At 38.5% G+C, this 26,149-nt stretch carries 26 protein-coding genes; 21 read left to right on the forward strand and 5 right to left on the reverse strand.

Annotated elements, in window-relative coordinates; genetic code table 11:
- Window positions 1-32 precede the first annotated feature (32 nt).
- Window positions 33-1,265: an ornithine--oxo-acid transaminase gene (gene rocD, locus CHU_RS03195; protein ID WP_011584050.1), complete on the reverse strand. Its 1,233-nt coding sequence runs from the start codon at window positions 1,263-1,265 to the stop codon at window positions 33-35.
- A gap of 444 nt (window positions 1,266-1,709) precedes the next feature.
- Here rocD and rpmB point away from each other — a divergent pair, with 444 nt between their 5' ends.
- The 8 genes from rpmB (at window position 1,710) to CHU_RS03230 (ending at window position 7,273) form a co-directional block, all read left to right on the forward strand.
- Window positions 1,710-1,952 carry a 50S ribosomal protein L28 gene (gene rpmB / locus CHU_RS03200; RefSeq protein WP_011584051.1) on the forward strand — a complete coding sequence of 81 codons (243 nt, stop codon included), beginning with the start codon at window positions 1,710-1,712 and terminating at the stop codon, window positions 1,950-1,952.
- 5 nt (window positions 1,953-1,957) lie between these two features.
- Window positions 1,958-2,140, forward strand: coding sequence for a 50S ribosomal protein L33 (gene rpmG / locus CHU_RS03205; RefSeq protein ID WP_011584052.1), 183 nt, complete (start codon window positions 1,958-1,960; stop codon window positions 2,138-2,140).
- Between the two features lie 12 nt (window positions 2,141-2,152).
- The gene (locus CHU_RS19095) at window positions 2,153-2,308 is read left to right on the forward strand and encodes a DUF4295 domain-containing protein (RefSeq protein WP_011584053.1); all 156 of its coding nucleotides are present in this window, start codon (window positions 2,153-2,155) and stop codon (window positions 2,306-2,308) included.
- A 108-nt stretch (window positions 2,309-2,416) separates the two neighbouring features.
- Window positions 2,417-3,379, forward strand: a complete 963-nt coding sequence (gene ftsY / locus CHU_RS03210; RefSeq protein WP_011584054.1) for a signal recognition particle-docking protein FtsY — start codon at window positions 2,417-2,419, stop codon at window positions 3,377-3,379.
- Window positions 3,363-3,860, forward strand: coding sequence for a hypothetical protein (locus tag CHU_RS03215; RefSeq protein WP_238379334.1), 498 nt, complete (start codon window positions 3,363-3,365; stop codon window positions 3,858-3,860). Before ftsY ends, CHU_RS03215 begins: the two co-directional genes overlap by 17 nt.
- 12 nt (window positions 3,861-3,872) lie before the next feature.
- Window positions 3,873-5,186: a 30S ribosomal protein S12 methylthiotransferase RimO gene (rimO, locus tag CHU_RS03220; protein ID WP_011584056.1), complete on the forward strand. Its 1,314-nt coding sequence runs from the start codon at window positions 3,873-3,875 to the stop codon at window positions 5,184-5,186.
- A gap of 21 nt (window positions 5,187-5,207) precedes the next feature.
- Window positions 5,208-5,699 carry an MORN repeat-containing protein gene (locus CHU_RS03225; protein ID WP_049755433.1) on the forward strand — a complete coding sequence of 164 codons (492 nt, stop codon included), beginning with the start codon at window positions 5,208-5,210 and terminating at the stop codon, window positions 5,697-5,699.
- Between the two features lie 233 nt (window positions 5,700-5,932).
- A complete protein-coding gene (locus CHU_RS03230; protein ID WP_011584058.1) occupies window positions 5,933-7,273 on the forward strand; it encodes a DEAD/DEAH box helicase in 1,341 nt (446 codons plus the stop codon).
- Between the two features lie 70 nt (window positions 7,274-7,343).
- On the opposite strand, the gene CHU_RS03235 is transcribed toward CHU_RS03230, so the two are convergent.
- Genes CHU_RS03235 through CHU_RS03245 form a run of 3 tightly spaced genes read right to left on the reverse strand, consistent with a single transcriptional unit; the run spans window position 7,344 to window position 10,195 of the window.
- Window positions 7,344-8,288 (reverse strand): aldose 1-epimerase, encoded by a 945-nt coding sequence (locus tag CHU_RS03235; protein ID WP_011584059.1) that lies wholly within the window; start codon window positions 8,286-8,288, stop codon window positions 7,344-7,346.
- 6 nt (window positions 8,289-8,294) lie between these two features.
- Window positions 8,295-9,458 (reverse strand): galactokinase, encoded by a 1,164-nt coding sequence (galK, locus tag CHU_RS03240; protein WP_011584060.1) that lies wholly within the window; start codon window positions 9,456-9,458, stop codon window positions 8,295-8,297.
- Complete coding sequence (locus CHU_RS03245) at window positions 9,455-10,195, reverse strand: sugar phosphate nucleotidyltransferase (protein WP_011584061.1); 741 nt, start codon at window positions 10,193-10,195, stop codon at window positions 9,455-9,457. Before CHU_RS03245 ends, galK begins: the two co-directional genes overlap by 4 nt.
- 212 nt (window positions 10,196-10,407) lie before the next feature.
- On the opposite strand from CHU_RS03245, the gene CHU_RS03250 reads away from it, so the two are divergent.
- The 12 genes from CHU_RS03250 (at window position 10,408) to rlmF (ending at window position 23,746) form a co-directional block, all read left to right on the forward strand.
- Window positions 10,408-11,046 carry a LuxR C-terminal-related transcriptional regulator gene (locus CHU_RS03250; RefSeq protein WP_011584062.1) on the forward strand — a complete coding sequence of 213 codons (639 nt, stop codon included), beginning with the start codon at window positions 10,408-10,410 and terminating at the stop codon, window positions 11,044-11,046.
- Between the two features lie 341 nt (window positions 11,047-11,387).
- On the forward strand, window positions 11,388-13,205 hold the full coding sequence (locus CHU_RS03255) for a type VI secretion system Vgr family protein (RefSeq protein ID WP_011584063.1): 1,818 nt from the start codon (window positions 11,388-11,390) through the stop codon (window positions 13,203-13,205).
- Between the two features lies 1 nt (window position 13,206).
- Window positions 13,207-14,004, forward strand: coding sequence for a hypothetical protein (locus CHU_RS03260; protein ID WP_143143969.1), 798 nt, complete (start codon window positions 13,207-13,209; stop codon window positions 14,002-14,004).
- Window positions 13,971-15,044, forward strand: coding sequence for a DUF4280 domain-containing protein (locus CHU_RS03265; RefSeq protein WP_011584065.1), 1,074 nt, complete (start codon window positions 13,971-13,973; stop codon window positions 15,042-15,044). The genes CHU_RS03260 and CHU_RS03265 overlap by 34 nt, the downstream gene beginning before the upstream one ends.
- Window positions 15,045-15,049: 5 nt before the next feature.
- Complete coding sequence (locus CHU_RS03270) at window positions 15,050-15,961, forward strand: phospholipase effector Tle1 domain-containing protein (protein WP_187148217.1); 912 nt, start codon at window positions 15,050-15,052, stop codon at window positions 15,959-15,961.
- Window positions 15,962-15,964: 3 nt separating this feature from the next.
- On the forward strand, window positions 15,965-17,020 hold the full coding sequence (locus tag CHU_RS03275; RefSeq protein WP_011584067.1) for a DUF2931 family protein: 1,056 nt from the start codon (window positions 15,965-15,967) through the stop codon (window positions 17,018-17,020).
- A gap of 27 nt (window positions 17,021-17,047) precedes the next feature.
- Window positions 17,048-17,230, forward strand: a complete 183-nt coding sequence (locus tag CHU_RS03280; protein WP_011584068.1) for a ChuX/HutX family heme-like substrate-binding protein — start codon at window positions 17,048-17,050, stop codon at window positions 17,228-17,230.
- Between the two features lie 274 nt (window positions 17,231-17,504).
- Window positions 17,505-18,707 carry an imelysin family protein gene (locus CHU_RS03285; protein WP_041932161.1) on the forward strand — a complete coding sequence of 401 codons (1,203 nt, stop codon included), beginning with the start codon at window positions 17,505-17,507 and terminating at the stop codon, window positions 18,705-18,707.
- Between the two features lie 23 nt (window positions 18,708-18,730).
- On the forward strand, window positions 18,731-20,173 hold the full coding sequence (locus tag CHU_RS03290) for a di-heme oxidoredictase family protein (RefSeq protein ID WP_011584070.1): 1,443 nt from the start codon (window positions 18,731-18,733) through the stop codon (window positions 20,171-20,173).
- A 17-nt stretch (window positions 20,174-20,190) separates the two neighbouring features.
- On the forward strand, window positions 20,191-21,327 hold the full coding sequence (locus tag CHU_RS03295) for an imelysin family protein (RefSeq protein ID WP_011584071.1): 1,137 nt from the start codon (window positions 20,191-20,193) through the stop codon (window positions 21,325-21,327).
- Between the two features lie 2 nt (window positions 21,328-21,329).
- Entirely contained in the window at window positions 21,330-22,700 is a 1,371-nt protein-coding gene (locus tag CHU_RS03300; protein WP_011584072.1) for an HTTM domain-containing protein, read from the forward strand.
- 77 nt (window positions 22,701-22,777) lie between these two features.
- Entirely contained in the window at window positions 22,778-23,746 is a 969-nt protein-coding gene (rlmF, locus tag CHU_RS03305) for a 23S rRNA (adenine(1618)-N(6))-methyltransferase RlmF (protein WP_011584073.1), read from the forward strand.
- Window positions 23,747-23,802: 56 nt separating this feature from the next.
- On the opposite strand, the gene CHU_RS03310 is transcribed toward rlmF, so the two are convergent.
- Window positions 23,803-25,335 (reverse strand): SulP family inorganic anion transporter, encoded by a 1,533-nt coding sequence (locus tag CHU_RS03310; RefSeq protein ID WP_011584074.1) that lies wholly within the window; start codon window positions 25,333-25,335, stop codon window positions 23,803-23,805.
- 80 nt (window positions 25,336-25,415) lie between these two features.
- Between CHU_RS03310 and CHU_RS03315 the strand changes: the two genes are divergently transcribed.
- Window positions 25,416-26,147 carry an NADPH-dependent FMN reductase gene (locus CHU_RS03315; protein ID WP_238379335.1) on the forward strand — a complete coding sequence of 244 codons (732 nt, stop codon included), beginning with the start codon at window positions 25,416-25,418 and terminating at the stop codon, window positions 26,145-26,147.
- Window positions 26,148-26,149: the final 2 nt, after the last annotated feature.

Below are 26,149 nucleotides of genomic sequence, written 5' to 3' on the forward strand. Positions count from 1 at the left end.
CTTAGTACTCTGTACTCCGTACTTGATACTTATTAAAATTCAAGCAAGGTTTTCTCAATAATATCGCAGCACGCATTGATCTGTTCTTCGGTAATGATCAATGGCGGAGCAAAGCGGATGATGTCACCATGGGTTGGTTTGGCAAGCAAACCATTTTCCATCAGCTTCATACAAACATCCCATGCCGTACGGCCATCAGCGGTAGGCTTAATGATGATGGCATTCAGCAAGCCTTTGCCACGTACTAATGTAACGTGTTCACATTTGTCTTTTAAAGCATTCATGCGGTCTCTGAACAATTCACCCATAGATGCTGCATTATCGATCAGACCTTCGTCCATCAATACGGCTAATGATTCAACAAGTACAGCGCATGCCAATGGATTTCCGCCAAAGGTAGAACCGTGTTCGCCCGGCTTGATCGTTAACATGATCTCATCCGAAGTAAGCACACACGATACCGGATACGTTCCGCCAGATAAGGCTTTGCCTAAGATCAGCATATCGGGATGCACCCCTTCGTGATTTGAAGCAATCAGTTTACCTGTTCTGCCGCAACCCGTCTGGATCTCATCCATCATTAAGATCACATTGTATTTTGTACACAATTCCTGTGCTTTTTTCAGATAGCCATCCCCCGGTACAAACACACCGGCTTCACCTTGAATCGGTTCCACCCAGAAACCGCATACGTTTGGATTTTTAAGCGCTTCTTCCAGTGCTATTACATCGTTATAAGGAATGATCTGGTAGCCCGGCATAAACGGACCGAAGTTATTTCTTGAATCCGGATCGGTAGAAGCGGAGATAATACCGGTTGTACGGCCGTGGAAATTGCGTTCAACCGCAACGATCACCGCCTGGTCTGTAGGAATGCCTTTTACCTGATAGCCCCACTTACGGGCTAATTTGATGGCAGACTCATTTGCTTCCGCGCCTGAATTCATTAATAACGCTTTATCATACCCAAACAGGTCGCAGATGAATTTTTCTGCTTCTCCTAATTTATCGTTATAAAATGCTCGCGACGTAAGCGTTAACGTTTGTGCCTGCTCAATCAGTGCATTTATAATACGTGGGTGACAGTGACCTTGATTTACAGCGCTGTACGCAGAAAGGAAATCGTAGTAATGCTTTCCTTCCACATCCCATACATGAACACCTTCTCCTTTAGCTAAAACCACCGGAAGCGGATGATAGTTATGTGCGCCATATTTATCTTCGAGTTCGATAGCCTGCTGACTAAGAGATACAGTAGTGTTCATAATAGATTGTTTTTAAATGTATTTTGAAATAAGTAAACTGGCTGCGAAAACCGCAGAAACAGCATGCAAAGGTAATAAAAATAGCGTTACGAGCCCACCATTTTAATACTCGGAGGGAAGATACACTTAGATTCATGAAGGCTTTACTCATCGTTTTGCCAGCCTTATCCCATAGTTACGCCATTGAATGTGCTGAGAATAGTAATCAGCGGCAACAGGTAAGGACTTGTGACAGAAGATTCCCGTCAAGAGCAGAAGCGCGCGATATTTTGGATCAGGAAACTTTTTCAAGGTGAAAACCTTCATTTTACGTCTAAAAAGCTATTTTTGATTTCTTTTTTCCACAATTGATACTTTTTTAGAATAATTTTATGGGATGGTTTGCTCTTTAACGTAATTATTCAGATATTTGCAACCCTATTACAAAGTAAGAATAGTATTGTCATGGCCAGAGTTTGTCAAATAACAGGAAAGAAAACAAGAACGGGTAACAACGTATCTCACGCAAACAATAAGACGAAGAGAACATTTGCTCCCAACATTCAGAAGAAACGTTTCTTCCTTTCCGAAGAAAACAGATGGGTAACGTTGAAGTTATCTACAAAAGCGATTAAGACCATTAGTTCAAAAGGTTTGTCTGCAGTTTTGGAAAAAGCTACAGCAGCAGGATACCTTAAAAAATATTAATAATCATGGCGAAAAAAGGAAACAGAATCCAGGTTATATTGGAATGTACTGAACATAAAGCTACAGGGTTAGCTGGTACAAGCCGTCACATAACAACTAAAAACCGTAAAAATACGCCAGAGCGTATTGAGTTGAAAAAATACAACTCGGTTCTTAAGAAATATACTATTCACAAAGAAATTAAATAATCACTTACTACTATGGCAAAGAAAGTAGTTGCAACGCTGAAAAATACCGATCCTACTAAAGGTTTCGCTAAAATCATCAGAGCTGTTAAAACTGAAAAATCAGGTTCTTATACCTTCAAAGAAGAGATAGTACCTATCAATGATGTACAAGAAGCTTTAAAGAAGTAATTCTACGTCATTAGCATATTCTTACAAGAAAGTCCCCTTAGGGACTTTTTTTGTTTTATATTTGTTATAGTACGGATAGTACAATCAGGTATTTAGATACAGGTAAGCATGGGACTATTTAGTTTTTTCTCTAAGGAGAAAAAAGAGACGTTAAATAAAGGGTTAGAAAAAACCAAAACCAGTTTTTTTTCAAAGCTGAGCAAAGCCGTATTGGGCAAAACTCAGGTTGATGATGAAGTATTAGATAACCTGGAGGAAGTATTGGTTACTTCGGATGTAGGTATTGAAACGACACTTAAGATCATAGGCCGTATTCAGGACCGTGCATCAAAAGATAAGTATGTCAGCACAAGCGAGCTGAACACGATATTAAAAGAAGAAATTGCAGCATTACTGGTAGGTGATACCGTTCCGGATTCCAAGGAATTTGAAATTCCGGAAACAGGCGGCTTACCCTATGTAATAATGGTTGTAGGGGTAAATGGTGTTGGCAAAACAACAACGATTGGTAAACTTGCTTCACATTATCATAAAAACGGAAAGAAGGTTGTACTTGGTGCAGCGGATACCTTCCGGGCTGCAGCAGTAGAACAGTTGGAATTGTGGGGCAAACGCGTAGGCGTTCCGGTTATTTCCCATGGAATGAACACAGACCCGGCAGCAGTAGCATTTGATGCCGTTAAGCAGGCCGTTGATATGAAAGCAGATGTTGTAATCATTGATACTGCCGGAAGATTGCATACGAAAGTGAATCTGATGAATGAGCTTTCAAAGATCAAACGTGTCATTCAGAAATTCATTCCTGAAGCGCCGCATGATGTAATGCTGGTGCTGGATGGCAGTACAGGGCAGAACGCCGTTATACAGGCTCGTGAATTTACCAAAGCAACGGAAGTAACGTCTTTAGCAATCACGAAATTAGACGGTACCGCTAAAGGCGGAGTTGTAATTGGTATCTCCGATCAGTTCCAGATTCCGGTTCGCTACATTGGTGTGGGCGAAAAGATGGAAGACTTACAGGTATTTAATAAACATGAATTTGTTGATTCACTGTTTGAAAACGCTAATTAAAACCGTACAGCTTATTTTTTGTCTGACCCTTTTTATTTCATGTAAAGAGAGTCAGTTGCCATTTAATCTGGGCAGTAATGAAACCGATCCCATACCTCCCAAACAAGGTGTTAAGGGAAAAATTATATATAAAGAAGGCACGTTCGATTCGAAAGGCAACCTGCTTACCAACGGAACAATGATAGGCGTTTCCCGCAAAATATATTTCTATGAGCTGGCAGGCTTGAAAGAAGTAGAGTTGGATGGAAATGCATTTATCGGGAACATACACACAGAAGTAGTTGACTCTACAAAATCAGATAAAAACGGAACGTATGTCGGCACGTTAAAGCCGGGAATTTATTCTGTTGTTATAGAAGAAAACAACCGGTTATATTCTCATGTAACCGACGACGGATTGCTATTACCTGTACAGGTATTTAAAGATTCCGTTACCACATTGAATGTGTACATAGATTATAATGCACAGTATTCAGAATAAAAGCGAATAGCAGTGAAAGCAAAAGGCAATCAAAAAACAAAAGTAAACATCGTTACACTGGGTTGTTCAAAAAACTTAGTGGATTCGGAAAACTTATTGACTCAGTTGCGCGGCAATGGAATTGAAGCAGAGCATGAATCAAAAAATGATAATTCAAATGTAGTGGTAATCAATACTTGCGGATTTATTGATAATGCAAAGCAGGAATCGATTGATACCATTCTTCGATATATTGATGCGAAAGAAAACGGCTTGATCGATAAGATCTATGTATCCGGTTGTTTATCTCAGCGTTACAAAGATGACATGGAGCGTGAGATGCCGCAGGTAGATGCATTTTTTGGTTCGAATGAACTGCCGGCTATTCTTAAAAAATTCAGAGCAGACTACAAGCATGAACTGGTTGGTGAACGTCTGCTGACGACACCTTCACACTATGCGTATGTAAAAATTGCAGAAGGCTGTGACCGTCCGTGCTCATTCTGCGCCATTCCGGTGATGCGTGGCAAACACGTTTCCACACCAATGGAAGACCTGGTAAAACAGGCAAAAGGCATGGCTGCCAAAGGAACAAAAGAATTGATTTTAATTGCTCAGGATCTTACCTATTACGGTCTTGATATTTATAAAAAAAGAAATCTGTCTGACTTATTGAAAAATCTGTCTGATGTAGAAGGAATTGACTGGATACGTTTGCAATACGCCTATCCATCAGGCTTTCCGCTTGATGTGCTGGATGTGATGGCAGAACGCAGCAATATCTGTAAGTACATTGATATGCCGCTGCAGCATGGTTCAAGCGATATGCTGAAATTGATGCGCCGTGGTATTGACCGTCCGAAAACAGAAGACCTGATTAAAACTATCCGTGATAAAGTTCCGGGCATTGCTTTCAGAACGACCATGATCATTGGTCACCCCGGTGAAACAGAAAAAGATTTTGATGAATTGTGTTCGTTTGTTGAAGAGCAGCGTTTTGACCGGTTGGGAGCATTTACGTATTCACACGAAGAACACACGCATTCCTATTCCATGGAAGACACTATTCCGCAGGAAGAAAAAGAAGAACGTCAGGCAACGATCATGTCTATTCAGGAAGGGATCTCTGCTGAACTGAATGAAAAGAAAATAGGGAATACGTATAAAGTACTTTTCGACCGTAAAGAAGGCGGTTACTTTATTGGCAGAACCGAACATGACAGTCCGGAGGTTGACAACGAAGTAATGGTATCTGCAAAAGATCAGTATGTACGCATTGGTGATTTTGCAAACGTAAAGATCAACGATGCCGCAGAGTTCGATTTGTTTGGTGAGATTGTAAAATAATTTCAACGGGTGAATATATTTATGAAAAAGTTCTGGGTTAGTTTTATTCTCATACTTTCTTTTCTGTATGCGGGTACTGCAGCAGCGCAGCAGTTAACCGATACATTGGTTTATTCCACAGGAGATAAATATATCGGAGGATTTGTAAACGGAGAATGTTCCGGTTACGGTTTAATGATCTGGACGAACGGATGTTCGTACGAAGGCCAATGGAAAAACAATCTGATGTCTGGTTATGGTAAAATGAAATGGCCAAACGGAGATATATATGAGGGCAACTGGAATGGCTATGATCGCGAAGGTCAAGGCATCATGTATTGGTCTGAAGGCACAACATATACCGGTTCCTGGAAAAAAGACAAAATGAACGGGAAAGGAATTATGAAGTGGTATAATGGAGATGTCTACACAGGAAGCTGGAAAGACGATCAGCAGCATGGTAAAGGCTTGCTGGAATACGCAAACGGCGCTATAGATAAAGGGACCTGGGTTAACGGGGAGTTTGTTAAATAATAGTTAACTCAATAATTTATACTGCTTTTTGCAGCATATAAAATTCCAAATAACAACAATTCGCCGCGGCGATCAAACATAAGAAATCAAGACTCTCTATTTTGGTTGAGGTAATCAAGATAGGGAGTTTTCAATATATATAATCATTTAACATGATAATTCCAGCAGTTTGGAATTTGTTTTTTGTTATTTGAAATTTTGCAACAGAAACATACCAGTAAGAAACTACGTCAATGTCCGATAAGCCCACCATTGAGCAACTGCTCAACAATGTATCCATCGAATCTTTAAATGATATGCAGGAAGATTCGCTTGCGGCAAATGCAAAAGCAAGCGATGTCATACTGCTGTCTCCAACCGGTTCGGGAAAAACACTCGGTTTTCTGTTACCTGTTTTTCAACAGCTTTCTGTTTCATCAAACTCTATACAGGCACTTGTTTTAGTGCCTTCAAGAGAATTGGCCTTGCAGATTGAAAGTGTATTTAAAAGTCTGAAAACAGGCTTTAAAGTAACATGCTGTTATGGCGGCCATCCGATGGATGTAGAAGAAAATAACCTGGCACAATCGCCGGCCTTATTGATCGGTACACCGGGAAGAATTGTTGATCATATCAATCGTAGAAATATTAACCTGGACGATGTTAAAACATTGGTGCTGGATGAATTTGACAAATCGCTTGAGATGGGTTTTCAGGAAGATATGGCAATCATCATCGGCAGATTAACGGGAATTAAAAAACGGATTTTAACGTCTGCTACGCAGGCAATCAAAATACCTGATTTTACCGGCATGCAATCGCCTGTAACCTTAAATTACATCACCGGGCAGGCAAGCGGCTTATCTGTTAAAACAGTGCTTTCAGATACGAAAGATAAATTTGATACCCTGTTACGTTTGCTTTGTCAGATCGGCAATGAATCGGTTATTGTCTTTTGCAATCAGCGTGATGAGGTAGAAAATGTATGTGCATATTTAACTGAACATGGTATTATAAATAATAATTTTCATGGAGGCCTGGAACAGCGCTACAGAGAAAGTACACTTACTAAATTCAGAAACGGAAGCACAAATGTACTTGTAACAACAGACCTTGCTGCGAGAGGTCTGGATATACCGGATGTAAAGCATGTGATACATTATCAGATGCCGCATAAGATTGATGCCTTTACACATCGTAACGGCCGTACAGCGCGTATGGGTTCTACCGGTAATGCATACATGCTGCTGCATAAAGATGTGTTGCTGCCTGATTACATTACAAGCAAACCGGATATTTTGAAACTTTCCGATCAGAAGGTAAAACCATTGCTGCCGCAGTGGGAAACACTATTCATAAGTGCAGGTAAAAAAGATAAGATCAATAAAATAGATATTGTTGGTTTTCTTTCTAAAAAAGGTTTGCTGGAAAAAGATGAATTGGGATTGATAGAAGTAAAAGATCAGTTTGCTTATGCAGCAGTGAAACGCAATAAAGTAGAATCGGTTATAAAACTGGTGAAAGAAGAAAAAATTAAAGGCCGTAAGGTAAAAATCGAAGTAGCGAGAGAGACACCAAAATTTGAAGCAGAATAATCTTATTGCAAGCAGAACTTACATACATCACAAAGAAACCTGTTAAACATACGTTTAACAGGTTTCTTTGTTAACGGAGCTGTATGCCGAATACGTATGATTTTTTTTCTGCCGGTTTTAACGTTGTTTCAATCATGTTCCGGTTGAATGCATCCGGAATAGCGCTGCATGGTTCAATCGCTACAGACATGCGGTCAGAAGGTGTATACACATGTACAAAGGGGTAGGTGTCTGTTTGCTGCCATACTACGAGTGTTAGATCCTCTTCTTCATCGAACAGCAGTGTTTCAGCTTTTTCAACAGAAGAATCTAATACAAAGGCGTTGTCCAGTTCGCGTTCGCCCAGCAGAGCAGGTTCAAAAAATGAAATGTCTTCAATAATTTTCCCGGTAGGAATCAACGTATCTGTAGTCTCTATTTTTTGTACAGAAGGTATCTGCAGTTTTAATGTATTGATGCTGCTGCCCAGTGTAAGGTAAGGATGCCATCCATCTCCCATAGGAATAGCTGTGGGCGAGGTATTTGTTATCTGAGTCGTAACCATTAAACCTTCTATACAAAGCTTGTACGTGACAAGGAGCGTATATGAAAAAGGAAAGTCTGCAGAATCTTTCGGATGTGTGTAAGAGAGGGTTAGCGTTGCAAATTCAAACGATGTTTTAGATGCAGTGATGCTGAATGGTTTATTCCAGACAAAACCATGCAGCGCATGTATACCGGCATCATTCAACGGAATTGAATAGGAAATATTTTCAAATATATACGAGCCTTTATCAATGCGGTTAGAGAATGGATTGAGTTTTGCACCGCGGTATAAATTTGAATAAAAACCTGAAAGTTCTTCTTTATTTTTATTGGTGTAAATGACATCATGCAGAATATTATGTTTTTGCAAAACAAGTTCATGAATATTTCCGCCAAAGGAAGGGATGATGGAAGCATATTCTCCGGAAACTGTATTGATCAGTTTTACAATTTCTATTCCTTCAAAGTCATCGGTTTTAATTTCAAACATAGCTGTTTATAATGTTATTACATGAGCTCCATCGACCGATATATATTCATTTATTTCAGTAACCATATTGTATCGCTTTAAATAAGCGAATTTCATAAACTTTGAAAATTCCTGTGTGCAGTTTTTCTTTACTAAGTTAATGGTACAGCCACCAAATCCTCCGCCCATGATTCTGCTGCCCAGGCAATAGGGAAGTGAAATCGCCTGTTCCATTAAAAAATCTATTTCATCACAGCTTACTTCATAAAGATCACGAAGGGACAGATGCGATGCAGTCAGCAGTGCACCAAAGTGTGTAAGGTCCTGCTGTTCTAATGCTGCAATGGCATCCTGCACTCTTTTATTTTCTAATACATAATGTTTGATGCGCTTTTGCTGTGTTACATTTTTTACAGCAGATATATGTATTTCTTTAATATCTCTGAAATGTTTGATATCCGGAAACGTTTCAGAAAGCTGATTTAATGCAGCCTGTGTTTCCATAACCCGTTCTGTATATTTACTTCCAGCAAGCGACCTTGTTACATTTGAGTTGCAGAGTACCCAGCAGTATTCGTCCATTTCAGCAGAAATATAGGTATGGGTATTTTTTTGAAAATCAAGAACCAGTAAGTTATTTTCTTTTGAAAATTGAGAAGCATATTGATCAAGTAAACCGCTCTTAACTTTTAGGTATTCATGTTCTACACGCTGACATAATTTTATAATAGCCAATGGATCAAGCTTCAGGTTGTAAAAAGCATTTAAGCCATTCATAAAGGCTACTTCAAGTGCAGCTGAAGACGAAACCCCCGAACCTACCGGAACATTTCCTTCGATCAGCGCATTGAAACCACCATGCAGTTTTTTAACATCAGACAAAATCTGAATACAACCATACATATATTTTTTCCAATCGCTATCTGGTTGATAACCGGCGTACATTGAAAGAAATAATACCTGATTAAAGTCTTTGCTTATAATATAAATCTGATCATCTGACCGCGGAGAAAACGTTACAGTAATCCACCTGTTGATCGCACAAGGCATGGATAAACCATCATTATAGTCGGTGTGTTCACCGATGATATTTATTCTGCCCGGTGCGGTACTGATGTGTGTCGGGTGCATTTGAAACGCATCAAAAAAAGATTCGCTTGTTCTGCTTATAACATCATCGGAAAATATCATACCTGTGTTTGTTTAATGGACTCCGTAAATTGTTCCGCCCAGGCAATATCTTCCGGCGTATTTAAACCAACCAGTTCCTGATAATTATCTATCTGCAGCGATTCAACTTTCATTCCGTTAGATAAAAAAAGCGAAATGATGTCTGTTAAATAATATTCGCCATTCTCCTTGTCTGCCGGTATTTCATGGATCAGTGCAAACAGATCTTCGCCCTTAAAAATAAAATGAGAAGATAAAAGTTCTTTAATTTTCAGTTGTTCAGGCGTTGCATTTTTTTCTTCAATACAGGCAATTACAACTCCCGACTCATTTTTTATAACGCGCGCATAAGGAAGGTTAATATCAAAAACAGCTGTGAGAAAGGTGCAGCTCGCTTGAGTTTTCAGATGATGTGCTTCCAGTTTTTTTATGGTTTCAGCGGTAATTAATGGAGCATCACCAACAAAAACAAAAACAGATGTATTCGCCAGGGATGCATATTCCACAGCTTGCATCACTGCATGGCCTGTACCTTTTTGATCTTTCTGTAAAATATAATCAACACCAGGTCCGATGGCTGCTTTTACTTTTTCAGCTTCAAATCCTATAATAAGCGCGATAGTAGTAATGCGGGCTTCGGTAAAAGCTTCAATAATGTGTGTAACAATAGGTTTCCCTCTGAAGGGAACAAGCGGTTTAGGCAAATCTGATCGCATACGCGTTCCCTTACCCGCCGCCAGAATGAGTGCGATTGACATATTTTTTGCTTTGTTGTGCTAGTTAGACGAAATAGATTACAACCTAAAAAAGAAGCAATTATGAAATTGTTATCAATCCGGTCTTTGATAAAAGAAAATATTTCTACGTTTGCAGGATATATTTTCCAATTTGTTTAGAATAAATCTAAATAAAAGCGGTTTTTTAGCTTGATATTACTAATTTGCAAATGTTTAGAATTATTCTAAATAGTATGGATAAGATAAAAGTATACATAGTTGACGATTATTACCTTATAAGAGAGGGTGTTAAGAAATCGTTAAAGCAGAATAGCGAAATTGAAATTGTTGGGGAATCAAACAGCCTGAGTGATTTAGCTACCTCAATCAAAACAAGCCAGCCAGATGTATTAATATTTGAATTAAATCTATGTCAGCAACCCATTCGTGATTTAATAGAAAATTTAAAAAAGGTTAATGCACGGGTAAAATTCCTGATTATTTCAGATTGTGATTGTGAATTACCGTTGGTCATGGCTGTACGCGCAGGTGTAACAGGTTTTGTACGTAAAAACGTTTCAAAAGAAGAATTGCTGCATGCCGTGCAGCAAGTATATACCAATAAAGAATATTATGTAAGTGATGTGACTCAGGTGTTGCTGAAAGGTTTTTTAGCCAATCAAACATCGGATTCAATTTTTTCAGACCGCGAGCTGGAAGTACTGCGCTACATTTGCAAAGGAAGATCGAACGAACAGATTGCAGACATTTTATTTATAAGTGAAAAAACAATTGCTACACACCGAAGAAACATTATGAAAAAAGCGGGTGTTAAAAAATCTACGGAATTAATTGTTTGGGCGCTGGATAATAAAATTGTTGCAAGAAATTAAAATAATCCAGGTGTATTTTCTTAAATAAATCATTTATTAACAAACGTTATTAAATGATTTATTTAGCTGAATCTTTTTTAACGAGATCTTTTTTTGAGGATATTATTACATATTTTAGTACTTCAGCTATTGGGCACATTATTTTGTTAATCGTTTGTTTTTCTTTTTCTATTCTTTTTTAATAAATAAAGCACAACTTTTTTCAGGCAATATTTTAACCAGTTATTGTTTTTAAGAAATGGAAATTTTAATGAAGCGCTACATTCGAAAGACTTGTGTTTCCTGATATCTGAGCCAATTTTATTCCTGTTTTTATTTTCAGATAACCGTTATACCAACTCATGTCTAAAGAACTTATTTTTGAAATTACTGTCAATGGAAATTCGATTTATCATTTTAATAAGCTCACCATTCGGCAATCATTTAATGCACATCACACATTTGAACTGATTTTAGATCAGGATACAATAGATAGTCTCGGGTCATATGATTTAAATGAATCACAGGAATACATAGGCACACCTATTAGTATTTGTTTTGGAGAAAAAGAAGCCAGTGATGCTATTTTTAAAGGCATCATTACCGAAGTAGGGTTGAGCCAGCAACATGGTGCCTGGGGAAATTTAATTTTTAAAGGCTTCAGCCCAACCTATCTGCTTGAGTCGGGAGCACATTTTGCATCCTATGAAAAAATGCCGTTAAAAGATATAATCCGTACTTCTATGGAAGCAACTTCTTCTTACAGCATAGACGCCGGCATTAATCCGGTGCATAGTGAATCAATCCCGTATATGTGCCAATATGGAGAAAGCGGCTTTGCATTTTTAAACAGGCTAGCGGCTGAGTACGGCGAATGGTTTTTTTATGACGGCAGTACATTATTTTTTGGTAAACCGAAGGAACAAAAAAATGTTGAATTGGTATATGGGAGCAATATTTCGGAAATGAATTTTTCGATGCGTGTTGTACCGGCAACCATTAATCATTACAGTTATAAATCCGACGAAGATGAAATATTAACAGCGCAGTTACCCTCAGATGTATCCGGTGCTACCAGCTACATGCGCAAAGCTATTAGCGTTTCAAATGATCTGTATGCAGTTCCGATCAAACAGCCTGTTTCAATTCGTGTTGCAGATCGATATGGTATTGATACCTATGCTAAAACACAAAAAGCCAGACTTGCCGCATCAACCATTTTGCTTACAGGTAAAAGTGATCAGCCCCGGATTATACTCGGAAATTATATCTCGGTAAAAGTGAGTAAAGATTCCGGCACCGGGTATGATGATCAGGGGGAATATGTTGTTACTGCAATCAATCATGAAATGACGGGTACAGGTAGTTATAGCAACACATTTCAAGCCATTCCTTCTGTAAATGAAATTATTCCTTTTTCAGTAGCGAAACCTGTTGCGCAGACACAGATGGCACGTGTTACAGATAACAATGATCCGGATGCTATGGGACGTGTACGCGTACAGATGTTGTGGCAGCAGCAAACAGAACAGAAAACAGACTGGCTGCGTGTCATGACTCCCGATGCAGGTGGAACAGAAGAAGTAAGTAAAAACCGCGGACAGGTATTTGTTCCGGAAGTAGGAGATCAGGTACTCATCGCATTCAGGTATAACGATCCAAACAGGCCGTTTGTCTTAGGCAGTCTTTTTCATGGAGGCACTGCCGCCGGCGGGCAAGCAGATAACAGCATCAAATCAATACAAACCCGCAGCGGTCACGTTCTTCAATTCAATGATACAAAAGATGGAGAAAGTATTACCATTAAAGATAAAAACGGCAATACAATTTTTCTGGATACAGCAGGTAAAAACATTACCATTACTGCGCCAGAAACGATGACTTTTAATGCAAGGAATGTAGTAATGAAAGCAGAGGAGAATATCACGATCAGCGCAGGTAAAGATATGAAGACAGATGTAGGGGCGAACCATACATTGAATATTACTGAAAAGCATGAAATAAATTCGAACGAAACTACAGAAAACGTAAATCAAGATAAACAAGCCCAAATTGGTGGTGATCTTGATTTGCGTACATCATCAATAACAATGGATGCAAGTGGCGGGGATGTTTTAATTAAAAGCTCTGCCCTGGCAACGTTGCATGGAAAGTCGGATGCACTGTTAAATAAAGGATGATATGCTTATTGAAAACAAAATGAATAATTCAATGAAACATGTAGAGTCCGGCTTTGATCAGCTTATTTTATTTACTTGCTCAGTAGAGAAATTATTGCCTCGAGGTGTCTGGTCTACTTATATACTAAATCGAAAGGTTCGGATATATTATGTTGGAAGAATAAATGATTTGCATAAATACCAATTAGGTTGTATTGAAACAGATTGTAAATTAGAAAGGCAAGCAGATTCAACATTAGATCTTATGCGCAAAGTGCATGATGTTTTCAGATTGCTTGTGTTAGGTGCAGATGCAAATGGCATCATTCAGAAAATGTATAATTTTCCTTATATACAGGAAGAGTGGCTGCAGATAAAGGTTAATCTGCTAACTGAATATGATGATACAGATATAGAAAAATGGAATTTGATTTTAAAAATGGATGTGCTGTTGCAAAATTATGATGCTGTATTAAACTATTTACGACTTCCAAACATGTATGGATTATTTTTTAATGGGTATTGGAGAGATGTATTTCCCGAAGAAAAAATTATTGTAGAACAAACATATGGTGAGGAATTTGGAAACACACAATTTCAGGAATCTGTTCAATATTCAATTCGGGAAAATGGTATACAGCAATCAGTAACTATTTGTGCAGATAAAAATTCTTTGTTCGATGCACAAATGAGCTATAGCGGGATATGTATATTTTTAGACGGAGCGCTTGATGTATGTAGAAAGAAAATCGAAAATGATTCAATAAGATTTAACTATTCAGCAAAATGGGTTGGTTTGAAAAAATTATATCAAGAGTGATTCCCTTTTTGATTGATTCAACTGAAGACACACCTTCAAAAAAATCAGCTGCTGGTAATGATGCTGCTGAAGAAGAAAAAGTGAGTATGTCTAAGCTTGAAAAAGAAACTTCAGAAAGTAAAAAGCAGGAAAAAGCAAAAGGAGATCAGAAATTAGTAATTAACGGGGCAAAAGTGCAATGTGCCCTCTGTACAAATCCGCTGGGTACATTATTGGTAACCTATGACACACCCAGTTTACAGGGAATGCCTATTGCTACAGAAAAAGATAATGGAAAACCTAATATACTTTTTGTGGGATGCTGTATGAAAAGTCCAAATGCTGCTACACCCTGTACTGCTGTTATACAAGCAGGGAAATGGAAAGACACGGGTAGCTTTAAAGTACAGAATCAGTCTCCGCTTTTGCTTAAAAGTACTAATACCTGCTCATATGGCGGCGTTGATATTAAAATAACAGATAGCGGGCAACGTAATACGTTTGCGTATGACGCTCCAACAGAAATGGAACATGATGCAGAAGAATATGTGGATGTTACGTTAGGTGCATTTTTTGACGGTACATTAAACAACAAGACTAATACCGAACAGCGTGAAGCAAATACTGAAATATTTAAAAATAACAGCGATGATAAAACAAACAGTTATTATAATTCTTACACCAATGTAGCCAGGCTGTGGGACTTTTATAATAAAACCAACAGCGTTTATGTAGAGGGTATCGGAACAGAAGATTTAAAAGCAGATGATACCAATGGTTATGCATTTGGTGCAGGGGACACAGGGGTAAGAGGTAAAGTGCGGAAAGGTTGTGAAAAAATATTTAAGAAAACACAGAAACTTGCTCCTAAAAGAAAAATCAACACGCTTACATTTGATGTGTTTGGCTTTAGCCGCGGCGCTGCTGCGAGCCGTAATTTTACCCATGAAGTAACAAAACCGGTATATGTTCCCAAAGCTGAATACGTTCAGGAGGACAATACGCCAAAGGATATTACATCAAAAAAGATAGTTTTGGAAAGATTACTCAATTGGATTTGATGCCTATGTATGGACACCTGGGTTTATTGTTTCAGCAAAATGGTTATATAATAAAAAATATAACCATACGTTTTCTGGGCATTTTTGATACGGTATCTTCTTACCACGAAGGTTCAGGAACAGTAGGTAATGCTGCAACCTATGATTTTACTAATGATGTGGAAGAACTGCATTTAGAATCTATTTACCATGCCGATAAAATTATTCATTTTACCGCGGAAGATGAACACCGCATAAATTTTGCACTGACAAAAATCAAAACCACTCCTCCGGAATATAATTCAGATCCCAGGAAAAAAATAGCAATTGAAAAACCCCTTCCGGGTGTACATTGTGATATAGGCGGGGCATATCTTGATGGGGATGTAGAAGTTGTAAAGCAGATCAATTACCAGGCATTCGGAATTGAAGAATTGGAAAAGGAAAGAGAACGCTTAATTGCAGAAGGCTGGTATAAGGAAGAACAATTGGAAATTGTAAAACATAATTCAAAAACCAATTGGTTAACTGGTACCAGAAAATTAAGTAATAAGTATAGTTTCATCCCATTACATTTTATGTGTGAGTTTGGACAGGCTCATAAAAAGCCTTTACCATTTGATAAAAATGGGTTAGAGAATAAATATGCATTGACGAATGATATTCTACTTCAAGATGTAAAAAAACGTTTACATGAGTATGTGTTTAATAATAAGCCTGCATTAAAATTTAAATATTTATACCCGCTGCATCAGGAATATAAAGATGCCAAAGTACCGGAACAGCGGTATGCCGACTATCAACAGGAGTTGAAAGAACAGGATGCGTTGAGAAAACTCCGGAATGAATATTTTCACTGGTCTGCGAATTATAAAGGTTTTGGCATGGAACCTAATATAGAAAATGGAAAAAGAACCCGTGTATATTATGCGAATTAAAATATGAAACAAACAATAATTTTAATCTTACTGATCATTCATAATACATTAAGCTCGTGTCAAACAAAGGAAATAAAAAACAATATGGTAAATAAAAAGTTCGACTGGTCTCATAGTGTATCTGCGCCTGAAAATTATCCAATGGAAATTTACAGGGGGAAGTTACAAGGTTTAACAGATAAGGATTATTCGGCCAGCTTTGGTTTGTGGGGAGTTGCAAACGAAGGCTGGGGAACAGAAAGCGGTATGGTTGCTGTTGGCCCGGATACCAAAGCAATACCGGATAGTTTATTGATCACCTGGCTTTCTTTTCGGGAAAATAAATTTTATACTGGTAAGTTTCAATTGCCCAGAGAAAAGATGACCGAACTGTTCGAAAACGGATTTTATGAATATGATATCAAGCAAAGAAGTACCTATGAAGATATTTTAGTTGGCTTAGCACCTGGCGGAGTTGTAGTTGTCTGGCTTGTAGGCGGACAGGTTCAAATTGAAGTAGCACGGTTTCAGGCTCAGGAAACCATTATAGATAAAAGTACTGTTACCAATCCAGACGATTTATATGTACTTGGCGATGGCTATGTTGATTTTGTTTTAAACAATAAAGAAATAGCAACAGGTCCTATTCCCTTTGGATTGTGGGATACCTACAGGGAAAAATACAGCTGGCGGCCAATGTTAATTTTACCTGAAGGCTATGAACTTGCCATTGAATGGATGACATTATTCAATGGAGAAAAAGAAAAGAATTTTAAAGAACATCCGGAATTTGGTACTTATAAAAGCAGGGCCTTGCCTTCCTATATGCTTTTTAACTGGTATGCAAGTAATGGGAGAAAATATGGCGTTGATGTTTTTTTTAACGAAGCAGAAATTTTTGAGGCATATAAACAGATCTATCGAAACGACAAAGAACAGGACGCTGAATTGGTTTTTGAATTGAATGATGCACAAACATCGTTTACCATTTCAGTACGAAGCAAGACTGAACAAATTGAATTACACAAGGTAAAAGCTAAAATATATAAATCTGAAGATACCAGGCCTGTTAAGCAATGAAGTTAAGATACTTGAACATGTTTCAACATGCATTTAAACCTGAATGAAATTACCGATACATGGGTAGTTAAGAAACCTACTGCTGACGGAGAAGTTACATCAATAGAATGTTTTAATAAAGATAGAGAACTGATGGTTCAGTTTTTTGGCTTACGCAAACCTGGCAAGCCAGAATTGGAAGAATGGAAAACGTTGGTTGAATCCCTGTAATATTTTTTATTTGTTTTAGCCTCCTTGCATTTCATAGGGCAAGGAGGCTATTTTTTGTATGGATTAAAAATCCTTTAAATTGAAAAGAGATATTTTAAATTCTTAGTAAAATGCAATAAGTGATTCCTGTAATAATTCTGTTTTAAATCTGATTATTTTTAATTACTTGAATGTTAATTTATTGAATTCTATTTGTGTTATTTTATATATTGTTTATAATAATTCTAAATAAAAACACTTACATTTGTCCAATTATTTCAAAACTTATTTGTCAATGAAAAAACTATATATTTTAGCTATTGCAATAGCTGTAACAACTTTTTCTTGTAAGAAAAACAAAGAGGATGAACCTGCACCATCAGGTAGTGAGCAGGCAAAAGTAGTTGAAAACTATGCAAACATTGTTTATGCTACGTATGATGATGCGTTGATTACGGCTAAAAATTTACGGGCTAAAGCGGCGGATTTTGTAGCGTCTCCTTCAGAAGCAGGACTTGAAGAAGTACGGGCTGCATATATTGCATCACGTACTCCATATATTCAAAGTGAAGCATTCCGTTTTTATTCAGGTCCGATTGATCAGGACCTGGGAGGTGGACTAACAATAGAAAGTTCAATCAATTCATGGCCATTGGAAGAGGTATATATTGATTATGTGGTTGGTGATGCCAATGCTGGCATTATAAACGATGTTGCACATTTCCCAACGATTGATAAAAATGTTATTCTGGAAAATAATCAAAAAGAAGGTGCCGGAGAGAATAGTGTAAGCAGTGGTTACCATGCAGTAGAATTTTTATTATGGGGACAGGATCTTTCGGAAACAGGACCAGGCGATAGAAAATACACGGATTATTTAGTGAACAGCGATGATGCAACAAATTTAAATCAGGCGCGCAGAGGTCAATATTTATTGGCATGTATTGATTTGATCATTGACAATCTTCAAACATTAAAAGAGGCCTGGAAGTCAGGAAATGCATCAAATTACAGAGCAGGTTTTATAGCTGATCCAAAAGGTTCTATCGGAAATTTCCTGAAAGGCGTAATAGGTTATGCAGACGATGAATTATCTGTTGAGCGTATGCAGGTTGCTTTAGATACAGAAGGTGATGCAGAAAGACAGGAACAGGAGCAGTCTTGCTTCAGCGACCAGACATACAATGATATCATCTTAGGACAAAAAGGAATTAAGAATGTATACGTTGGTGAATATGTACGAATTGATGGAACGATTGTTAGTGGTATGAGTGTATCAGATCTTGTAAAAGCAGCAGATCCTAAATTGGATTCTACTGTACGTGCAAAAATTTATGATACCGATATTAAAGTTGCAGCTATTCATGCACCGTTTGATAATGAGATATTAACCGCAAATACTGCAGGTACAATCCGTGTACAAAATGCAATTAATGCGTTACATGTTGAAGCGGCTCAATATAAAAATGCAGCTAATAAAATAGGATATCTTTATTAATACTATTTCGGCATACATATATTATGCTTAAAAGAACGGCCCTGATCATTTCTGTTATATCATTTGTTTTGGTTTTTACGATGCAGTTTTGTCACCGTAAAGAGGAAACGCCTACACCTGCAATCAATGCATCAACGGCAGAAGTTGATGAAGAATTATCGGGCGGAGCAACTACGGTATTTGATGCGTCAAACAATTCATTTGGTTTTGCGGCACAAAATTTATCTCAGATAGAAAAAAATAAGTTTGCGCTGGGAAATTCTGTATTCAAAACAAACTGGGTAACAGCACCGGCTACAACCACAGCAATAGATGGATTGGGCCCGTTTTTTAATTCAAGATCCTGTTCAGGCTGTCATAAGCTGGATGGAAGAGGTTTACCTCCTGCTAATCCAGGCGACGATTTGAATGGATTATTATTTCGATTAAGTATTCCAGGGGAAGATGAACATGGTGGTCCTTTTGGTGATCCGCAATACGGCGAACAATTGAGCAATCATGGTATCTATGCAGGCGGCAGCTCAACAGTTATCCCGGAAGGAAATGTTATCGTTAGCTACAGTACAATTACGGGTACATATAAAGATGGCACAGGATATGAATTGCGGAACCCCGTTTATACATTTACTGAGTTGGGTTATGGCGCTTTTGCGGCAGGGATTATGTATAGCCCGCGTCTCGCGCAGCAATTACCTGGTTTAGGTTTACTTGAAGCTATTGATGCGGCGGATATTCTTGCGCTTGCAGATGCTTCAGATACAAATGAAGACGGTATTTCAGGAAGGCCAAACTATGTCTGGAACTATACAACCAATACAACTGAATTGGGCCGTTTTGGCTGGAAAGCAAATCAACCGACTTTATTTCAGCAAACAGCCGCGGCATCTGTAGGTGATATGGGCATTACAAACCGGCTATTTCAAAATGAAAATTTAACAGGCCAGCAGGTTACTGACTATGGCTCCTGGACAAATGGCGGAACACCAGAGATGTCAAATAATGATTTGGATCAGTTGGTATTTTATTGCCAGACATTGGCCGTACCTGCAAGAAGAAACTGGAAAGATCAGGAAGTATTACGAGGCAAAGAATTATTTACACAGGCCAAATGTGCAAACTGTCACAATCCATATTTTGTAACAGGTACTCATCCGATTGCCGGATTGAGCAATCAAAAGATCAGGCCTTATACAGACCTGTTGCTGCATGACATGGGGGATGGTCTGGCTGATAACCGCCCGGATTATCTGGCAACAGGAAATGAGTGGAGGACGCCTCCTTTGTGGGGGCTTGGTTTAATTAAAACAGTAAGCGGCGGTCGTTTCTTATTGCACGATGGCCGTGCACGAACGCTGGAAGAAGCAATTATATGGCATGGAGGAGAAGGGACGTTTTCTAAAAATGCATTTATAAATATGAACAGCACAGACCGTGCAGCTTTGCTTAAATTTTTAGAATCATTATAATTGAAACGAACAGGTAAATGAATAAAATAATTATTTTGGCTATAAGTATCTGCATCAGTGTATGTGCCTGTAAACCGTCCAAAGATGAAACGTCATCTTTAAAAACTGCCGATAGAAAACCGTTGGTTACCAATTTGGGCAATAATGTAATCCTTCCGAGATACGTTGCGTTGAATACGTCTGTTAACGCGTTCGATTCTGAAGTGCAGATTTTTACAGCAGCACCAACGATAGAAAATCTAACATCCTTACGGATTAAATTTTACCAGGCATATATCGATTGGGAATATGTAGCATGTTTTGAATTCGGCCCTGCAGCAGCAAGTACGGTTAATCTGGGTACAAAGACCGTTAATGCTTTTCCTGCAGATACAGCTGTTATAAAAAATAAAATTGTACAGGGCGTTACAGCCATTCCGCCCACAAACAGCGCTATGTACTCAGGTTTTCCCGCTATTGATTATTTGTTGTTTGCCAAGAGCCTGACTGCACAACAGATTGTTGATTCGTTTACGGTATCTTCTACAGCAGTTAAAAGATGTAATTATCTTAAAACAGTAAGCTCAGATTTAAAAGCAAGAATAAACACAACGTATACAAACTGGACAGCTTCCGGTGCAAATTTTATTTCCTTATATACAAACAGTACCGGCATAGATCTTGGAAGTGCAACGTCTCAGACAGTAAACATGCTGGTTGCAGATGTTGAAAATATTAAGAACTTTAAATTAGGGATTCCTTTAAATATTATACAGAATGTTGTTGTGGGCGACGGTTCTACAGTGAATCCATTCAAGTGTGAAGGTTATCATTCAGATTCTTCTCTGGTATTAGCTAAAGCCAGCATAGAGTCGCTGCGTAAGCTATATCTGGGCATTGGCGCAGATGGTACAGATGGAGAAGGGTTTGATAATTACCTGGAAGCCATCGACCGTTCCGGATTAAATGTGCAGATTAAAAATCAGATTGCACTTTTGCAGGCAAAATTGGATGCAATACCTGCACCTATTTCAATTGCTATAAAAAATCCTGCCGGTAAACAGGCAGTAAACGAAGCTTACACGGAAACATTACATCTGTTGGTATTGTTAAAAGTTGATATGGCATCAGCAATCGGCGTTATGATTTCATACGGCGATACAGACGGCGATTAAGCATGTGTTTAATACAGTCATTTTCAGTTACAGATTATTTCAGGCGAAGCACATCAATTGCTCCGCTTGTTGTTTTTAGAATTGTTTATGGTCTGATCATGACGGTAAGCACCATTCGTTTTATTGCAAACGATTGGGTACATCTTTTTTATGGCATACCAAAATTCTTCTTTTCATATTATGGATTCGAATGGGTGAAGCCCCTTAATGAGCATGGCATGCTGATCATTTACCTGCTTATGGCACTAAGTTTTTTTATGGTGATGGTGGGTGCCTGGTATCGGTTTTTTTCTGTATTATCTTTTTTAACGTTTACGTATACAGAGCTGATTGATCAGACGAATTACCTCAACCATTATTATTTTATAAGTCTGGTTGCACTTATTATGCTGTTTGTGCCCGCACACAGAGCATGCTCTGTTGATACGTGGCGCAAGCCGGAACTGTATTGCAGCGATATTCCGGTCGTATTTATTCATGTGATTCAATTGCAGGTAGGTATCGTTTATTTTTATGCAGGACTGGCAAAAATAAATACCGATTGGCTGATTCATGCAATGCCGTTAAAGATCTGGCTTATTTCACGTAATGATATTCCAATTATTGGTGCGATGTTTAATCATACCTTGATACCTTATTTTTTCAGCTGGTTTGGTATGTTGTATGATCTTGGTATTCCGTTTTTATTGCTTACCAAAAAATACAGAACAATTGCGTATGCTGCTGTTATTGTGTTTCATGTGCTAACGCGGATCATCTTTCAGATCGGCATGTTTCCATTTGTTATGATTGGCGCAACGCTGATCTTTTTTCCGGCATCGTTTCACAATAAAATACTTGTTTGTTTGAAACAACTGTTTTGTGTTAAAAGCAAACCCGTCGATTTTATAAATGGCTATACGTTTTCAAATACAGGTGTAAATAAGCTATGTATGATGTTGCTTATTATATATGTAACGTTTCAGCTGCTTTTTCCATTACGGTTTTTGCTATATTCAGATAAATTATTCTGGACAGAACAAGGCTATCGGTTTTCATGGCGTGTAATGCTGATGGAAAAAATGGGTACGTGTTATTTTTATGTACGCAATCCGGTTACGGGTTTGCAGACAGAAGTTGATACGCGCGAATACCTGACACCACAACAGGAAAAAATGATGAGTACGCAGCCAGACATGATTCTGCAATTTGCACATTACCTTGGTAAGCTTTATAAAGAAAAAGGTGTGCCGTACCCTGAAGTACGCGTTGTGAGTTATGTGGCTGTAAATGGACGGCCCAGCAAACGGTTTATTGATGCCCGTGTTGATCTGATGAAAGAAACAGAATCTTTCAAAGAAAAAACATGGATTCTGCCTTCCGGTCTCCGATAAACAATCCAACGTAATTTTTAAGTATCTTTGCCGGGAGGTATTCTGATTGATAGAATACAGACAGACTTAGTGCTCACATGGCAGAGAAAAATAAAAAAGAACACCCCGTTACAAAAGATCGCTTACACCCGCGGAACAAACACCGGGAGCGGTATGACTTTGATGCATTGATTGCTACAACGCCGGAATTGGCACAGTACGTAACATTGAATATTTACAACGATCAATCCATCGATTTTTTTAATCCGGCTGCTGTACTATGCCTGAACCAGGCATTGCTTAAACACTATTATGGTATTGATGAATGGAATATTCCGGAAGGATATTTATGTCCGCCGATACCTGGCCGCGCAGACTACATTCATAACATTGCAGCGTTGCTGGGAACAAGTGCAAACGATGTAATTCCTGTTGGCCCTGCTATTAAATGCCTGGACATTGGTGTCGGGGCCAATTGTGTATACCCGATCATTGGCAACAATGAATATGGCTGGTCGTTTGTAGGTGCCGACGTAGATCCGGTATCGGTTGCTTCAGCAAAAAATATCGTTGATAAAAACAAGGTCTTACAGGGAAATGTTGAGATCCGTTTACAAAACCATCCGCTGGACATCTTTTACGGCATCATTGGAGAAGGTGAACGGTTTGATGTAACGATCTGTAATCCGCCTTTTCATGCATCGGCAGAAGATGCCGCAGCAGGAACGCTTCGTAAGCTGAGTAACCTTCAGCATAAAAAAGTTACGAAAGCAAATCTGAACTTTGGCGGACAACATAATGAACTATGGTGCGAAGGCGGAGAATCAGCGTTTGTACGGGAGATGATTCTTGAAAGTAAAAAATTTGCAGCTTCTTGTTTGTGGTTTTCTACGTTGATTTCTAAACAGACAAATCTGCAAAAGGCTTACGATCAGCTGGAAGTACTGGCACCGTTTGATGTGCGTACCATTCCTATGGGACAAGGAAATAAATCAAGCAGGTTGATTGCGTGGACGTTTCAGTCTAAAGAAGCACAGGCGAAGTGGGTCAGCGCACGATGGAAATAAAATAAAAGCGCTTTGAATAATCCAGATTAATTCAAAGCGCTTTCTGATACACACCTTTAATCTGTCATTACTTTGTACGTGGGGTCTTCGAGAATATTTACTTCAATTAAGCTGTCCGCATTTTTTAATAACAGCCGGCAATCTTCGCTTAAATGTTTTAACTGAACTTTTTTATTGATGGAGGCATATCGTTCTGTTATTTTATTAACGGCATCAATGGCGCTCATGTCTGAAATTTTACTTTCTTTAAAATCAATAACAACTTCTGCCGGGTCGTTCTGCACATCAAATTTTTCAGAGAAATTAGCTGTAGAACCAAAAAATAATGGTCCGTATATTTCATAGTGTTTTACTCCATGCGCATCAATAAATTTTCGTGCACGGATACGTTTTGCGCTTTCCCAGGCAAATACCAAGGCAGAAATAATAACACCGATTAATACAGCAAGGGCTAAATTATGTAAGAAAACAGTTATGATTGTTACTACTGCCATAACAAAAATATCTGCAGTGGGCATACGTCTGATTGCTTTAAAACTGGCCCATTCAAAAGTACCTGCTGCAACCATAATCATAACGCCTGTAAGGGCTGCTAACGGAACGCGTTCAATAACGGGTGCGCCGATCAATATAATCAGCAAGATTGTAAGCGCTGCCACAATACCGGACAGGCGTGCTCTGGATCCGGCAGAAAGATTTACCAACGTCTGCGCAATCATCGGGCAGCCGCCCATGCCTGAGAAAAACCCATTCAGCATATTTGCACCACCTTGTGCAATACATTCTTTGTTGCTTCGTCCTTTAGTTCCTGTAATTTCATCAACCAGATTTAATGTCAGCAAACCTTCTGTTAATCCAACGGCGGCCATTACCAGGGCATATGGAAAGAGTATGTTGAAACTTTCGATGGATATATCAATAGCAGGAATATGAAAAGGAGGTAATGAACCGCTTATAGACGCAATATCAATTACCTGCCTGGTGTCTATTCCGAAAAAAGTAACGATTCCGAATACAATAAGAATGGCAGCTAAGGAACCGGGTATAGCTTTAGTTATTCTGGGCAGTAACAAAACGATTATAATAGTTAATGCAACCAATGCTGCCATGATAAATAAAGGTATACCCGAAAGCCATTCTGTTTGCCCATTTACAACCGTTTGAAATTGATTTAATTGAGACATGAAAATGATAATGGCCAAACCATTTACAAAACCAAACATAACCGGTTGCGGAACCAGACGTATAAATTTCCCAAACCGGAAAATACCTATAAGGATCTGAATAATACCGGCAAGTGCTATAGCACCGTATACATATTCAATACCATGCGATTTCATTAAGGCAATCAAAACAATAACGGTAGCTCCTGCGCCACCTGAAATTAAACCTGGCCTGCCGCCGAAGATAGCTGTAACAATACCCATTATAAATGCGCCATATAAGCCCATCAAAGGAGGGAAGCCTGCAAGAATTGCAAATGATAAAGATTCGGGAATCATTGTCATTGCTACGGTAAGGCCAGCAAGAATTTCTGTCCGGTAATGTATTTTTTGAGAAAAATCAAAAAGCTGTAGTTGTTTGATCATGCGGTGTTATGGAAAATGATTTCACACGTGTATGCAGGTAATCGTTCGTGTGTGAATATTTACAAAGGTGCTGAAATTATATGTTATATCGAAGTGTAGCTTTATACAATCTATTAGATAAAGAATTCGGTTGGTTGTCTGTTATAAAAGAAGTATTTGTATTTATATATGTGGTTGCAGCACTTTGCTTTACTGTGCGGTATCGTATCCGTTTCAGGAGTGCAGGAATATATTACCTGAAAATAATTTCTTACATTTATTCTAAATCCAAATGCATGGCAACAAAGAAGAAAATACTTGCGATCATAGGCAGCACACGTGCCCGTTCATCCAATCTTTTTCTGGTAACGGAAATGATCAAAGCAAGTGCAGATATATTTGATATAAGCGTTTATGACAGTATCAGCAAACTGCCGCATTTTAATCCGGATCTGGATACAACATCACCGCCGCAAGAAGTAGCAGCATTCAGAAAACAAATTATGGAAGCAGACGGAATATTTATCTGTACACCAGAGTATGTATTCAGTTTGCCCGGAAGTTTAAAGAATGCGATTGAATGGTGCGTTTCAACAACGGTGTTTTCGAAGAAACCTGCAGGCTTAATCACCGCTTCTGCATCGGGAGAGAAAGCTCATGAAGAATTGCAGCTGATTATGCAGACCGTAGAAACCGTGTTTACAGCAGATACAACCTGGCTGATCCAGGGCATTAAAGGGAAATTTAATGCAGAAGGTATACTTGTGCATCAGGAAACTCAATCACAGATGCATGCTTTTATTAAGGCATTCAATACATTAATGGAAAGATAAAT

The organism is Cytophaga hutchinsonii ATCC 33406, from assembly GCF_000014145.1.
In the GTDB taxonomy this organism is placed as follows: domain Bacteria; phylum Bacteroidota; class Bacteroidia; order Cytophagales; family Cytophagaceae; genus Cytophaga; species Cytophaga hutchinsonii.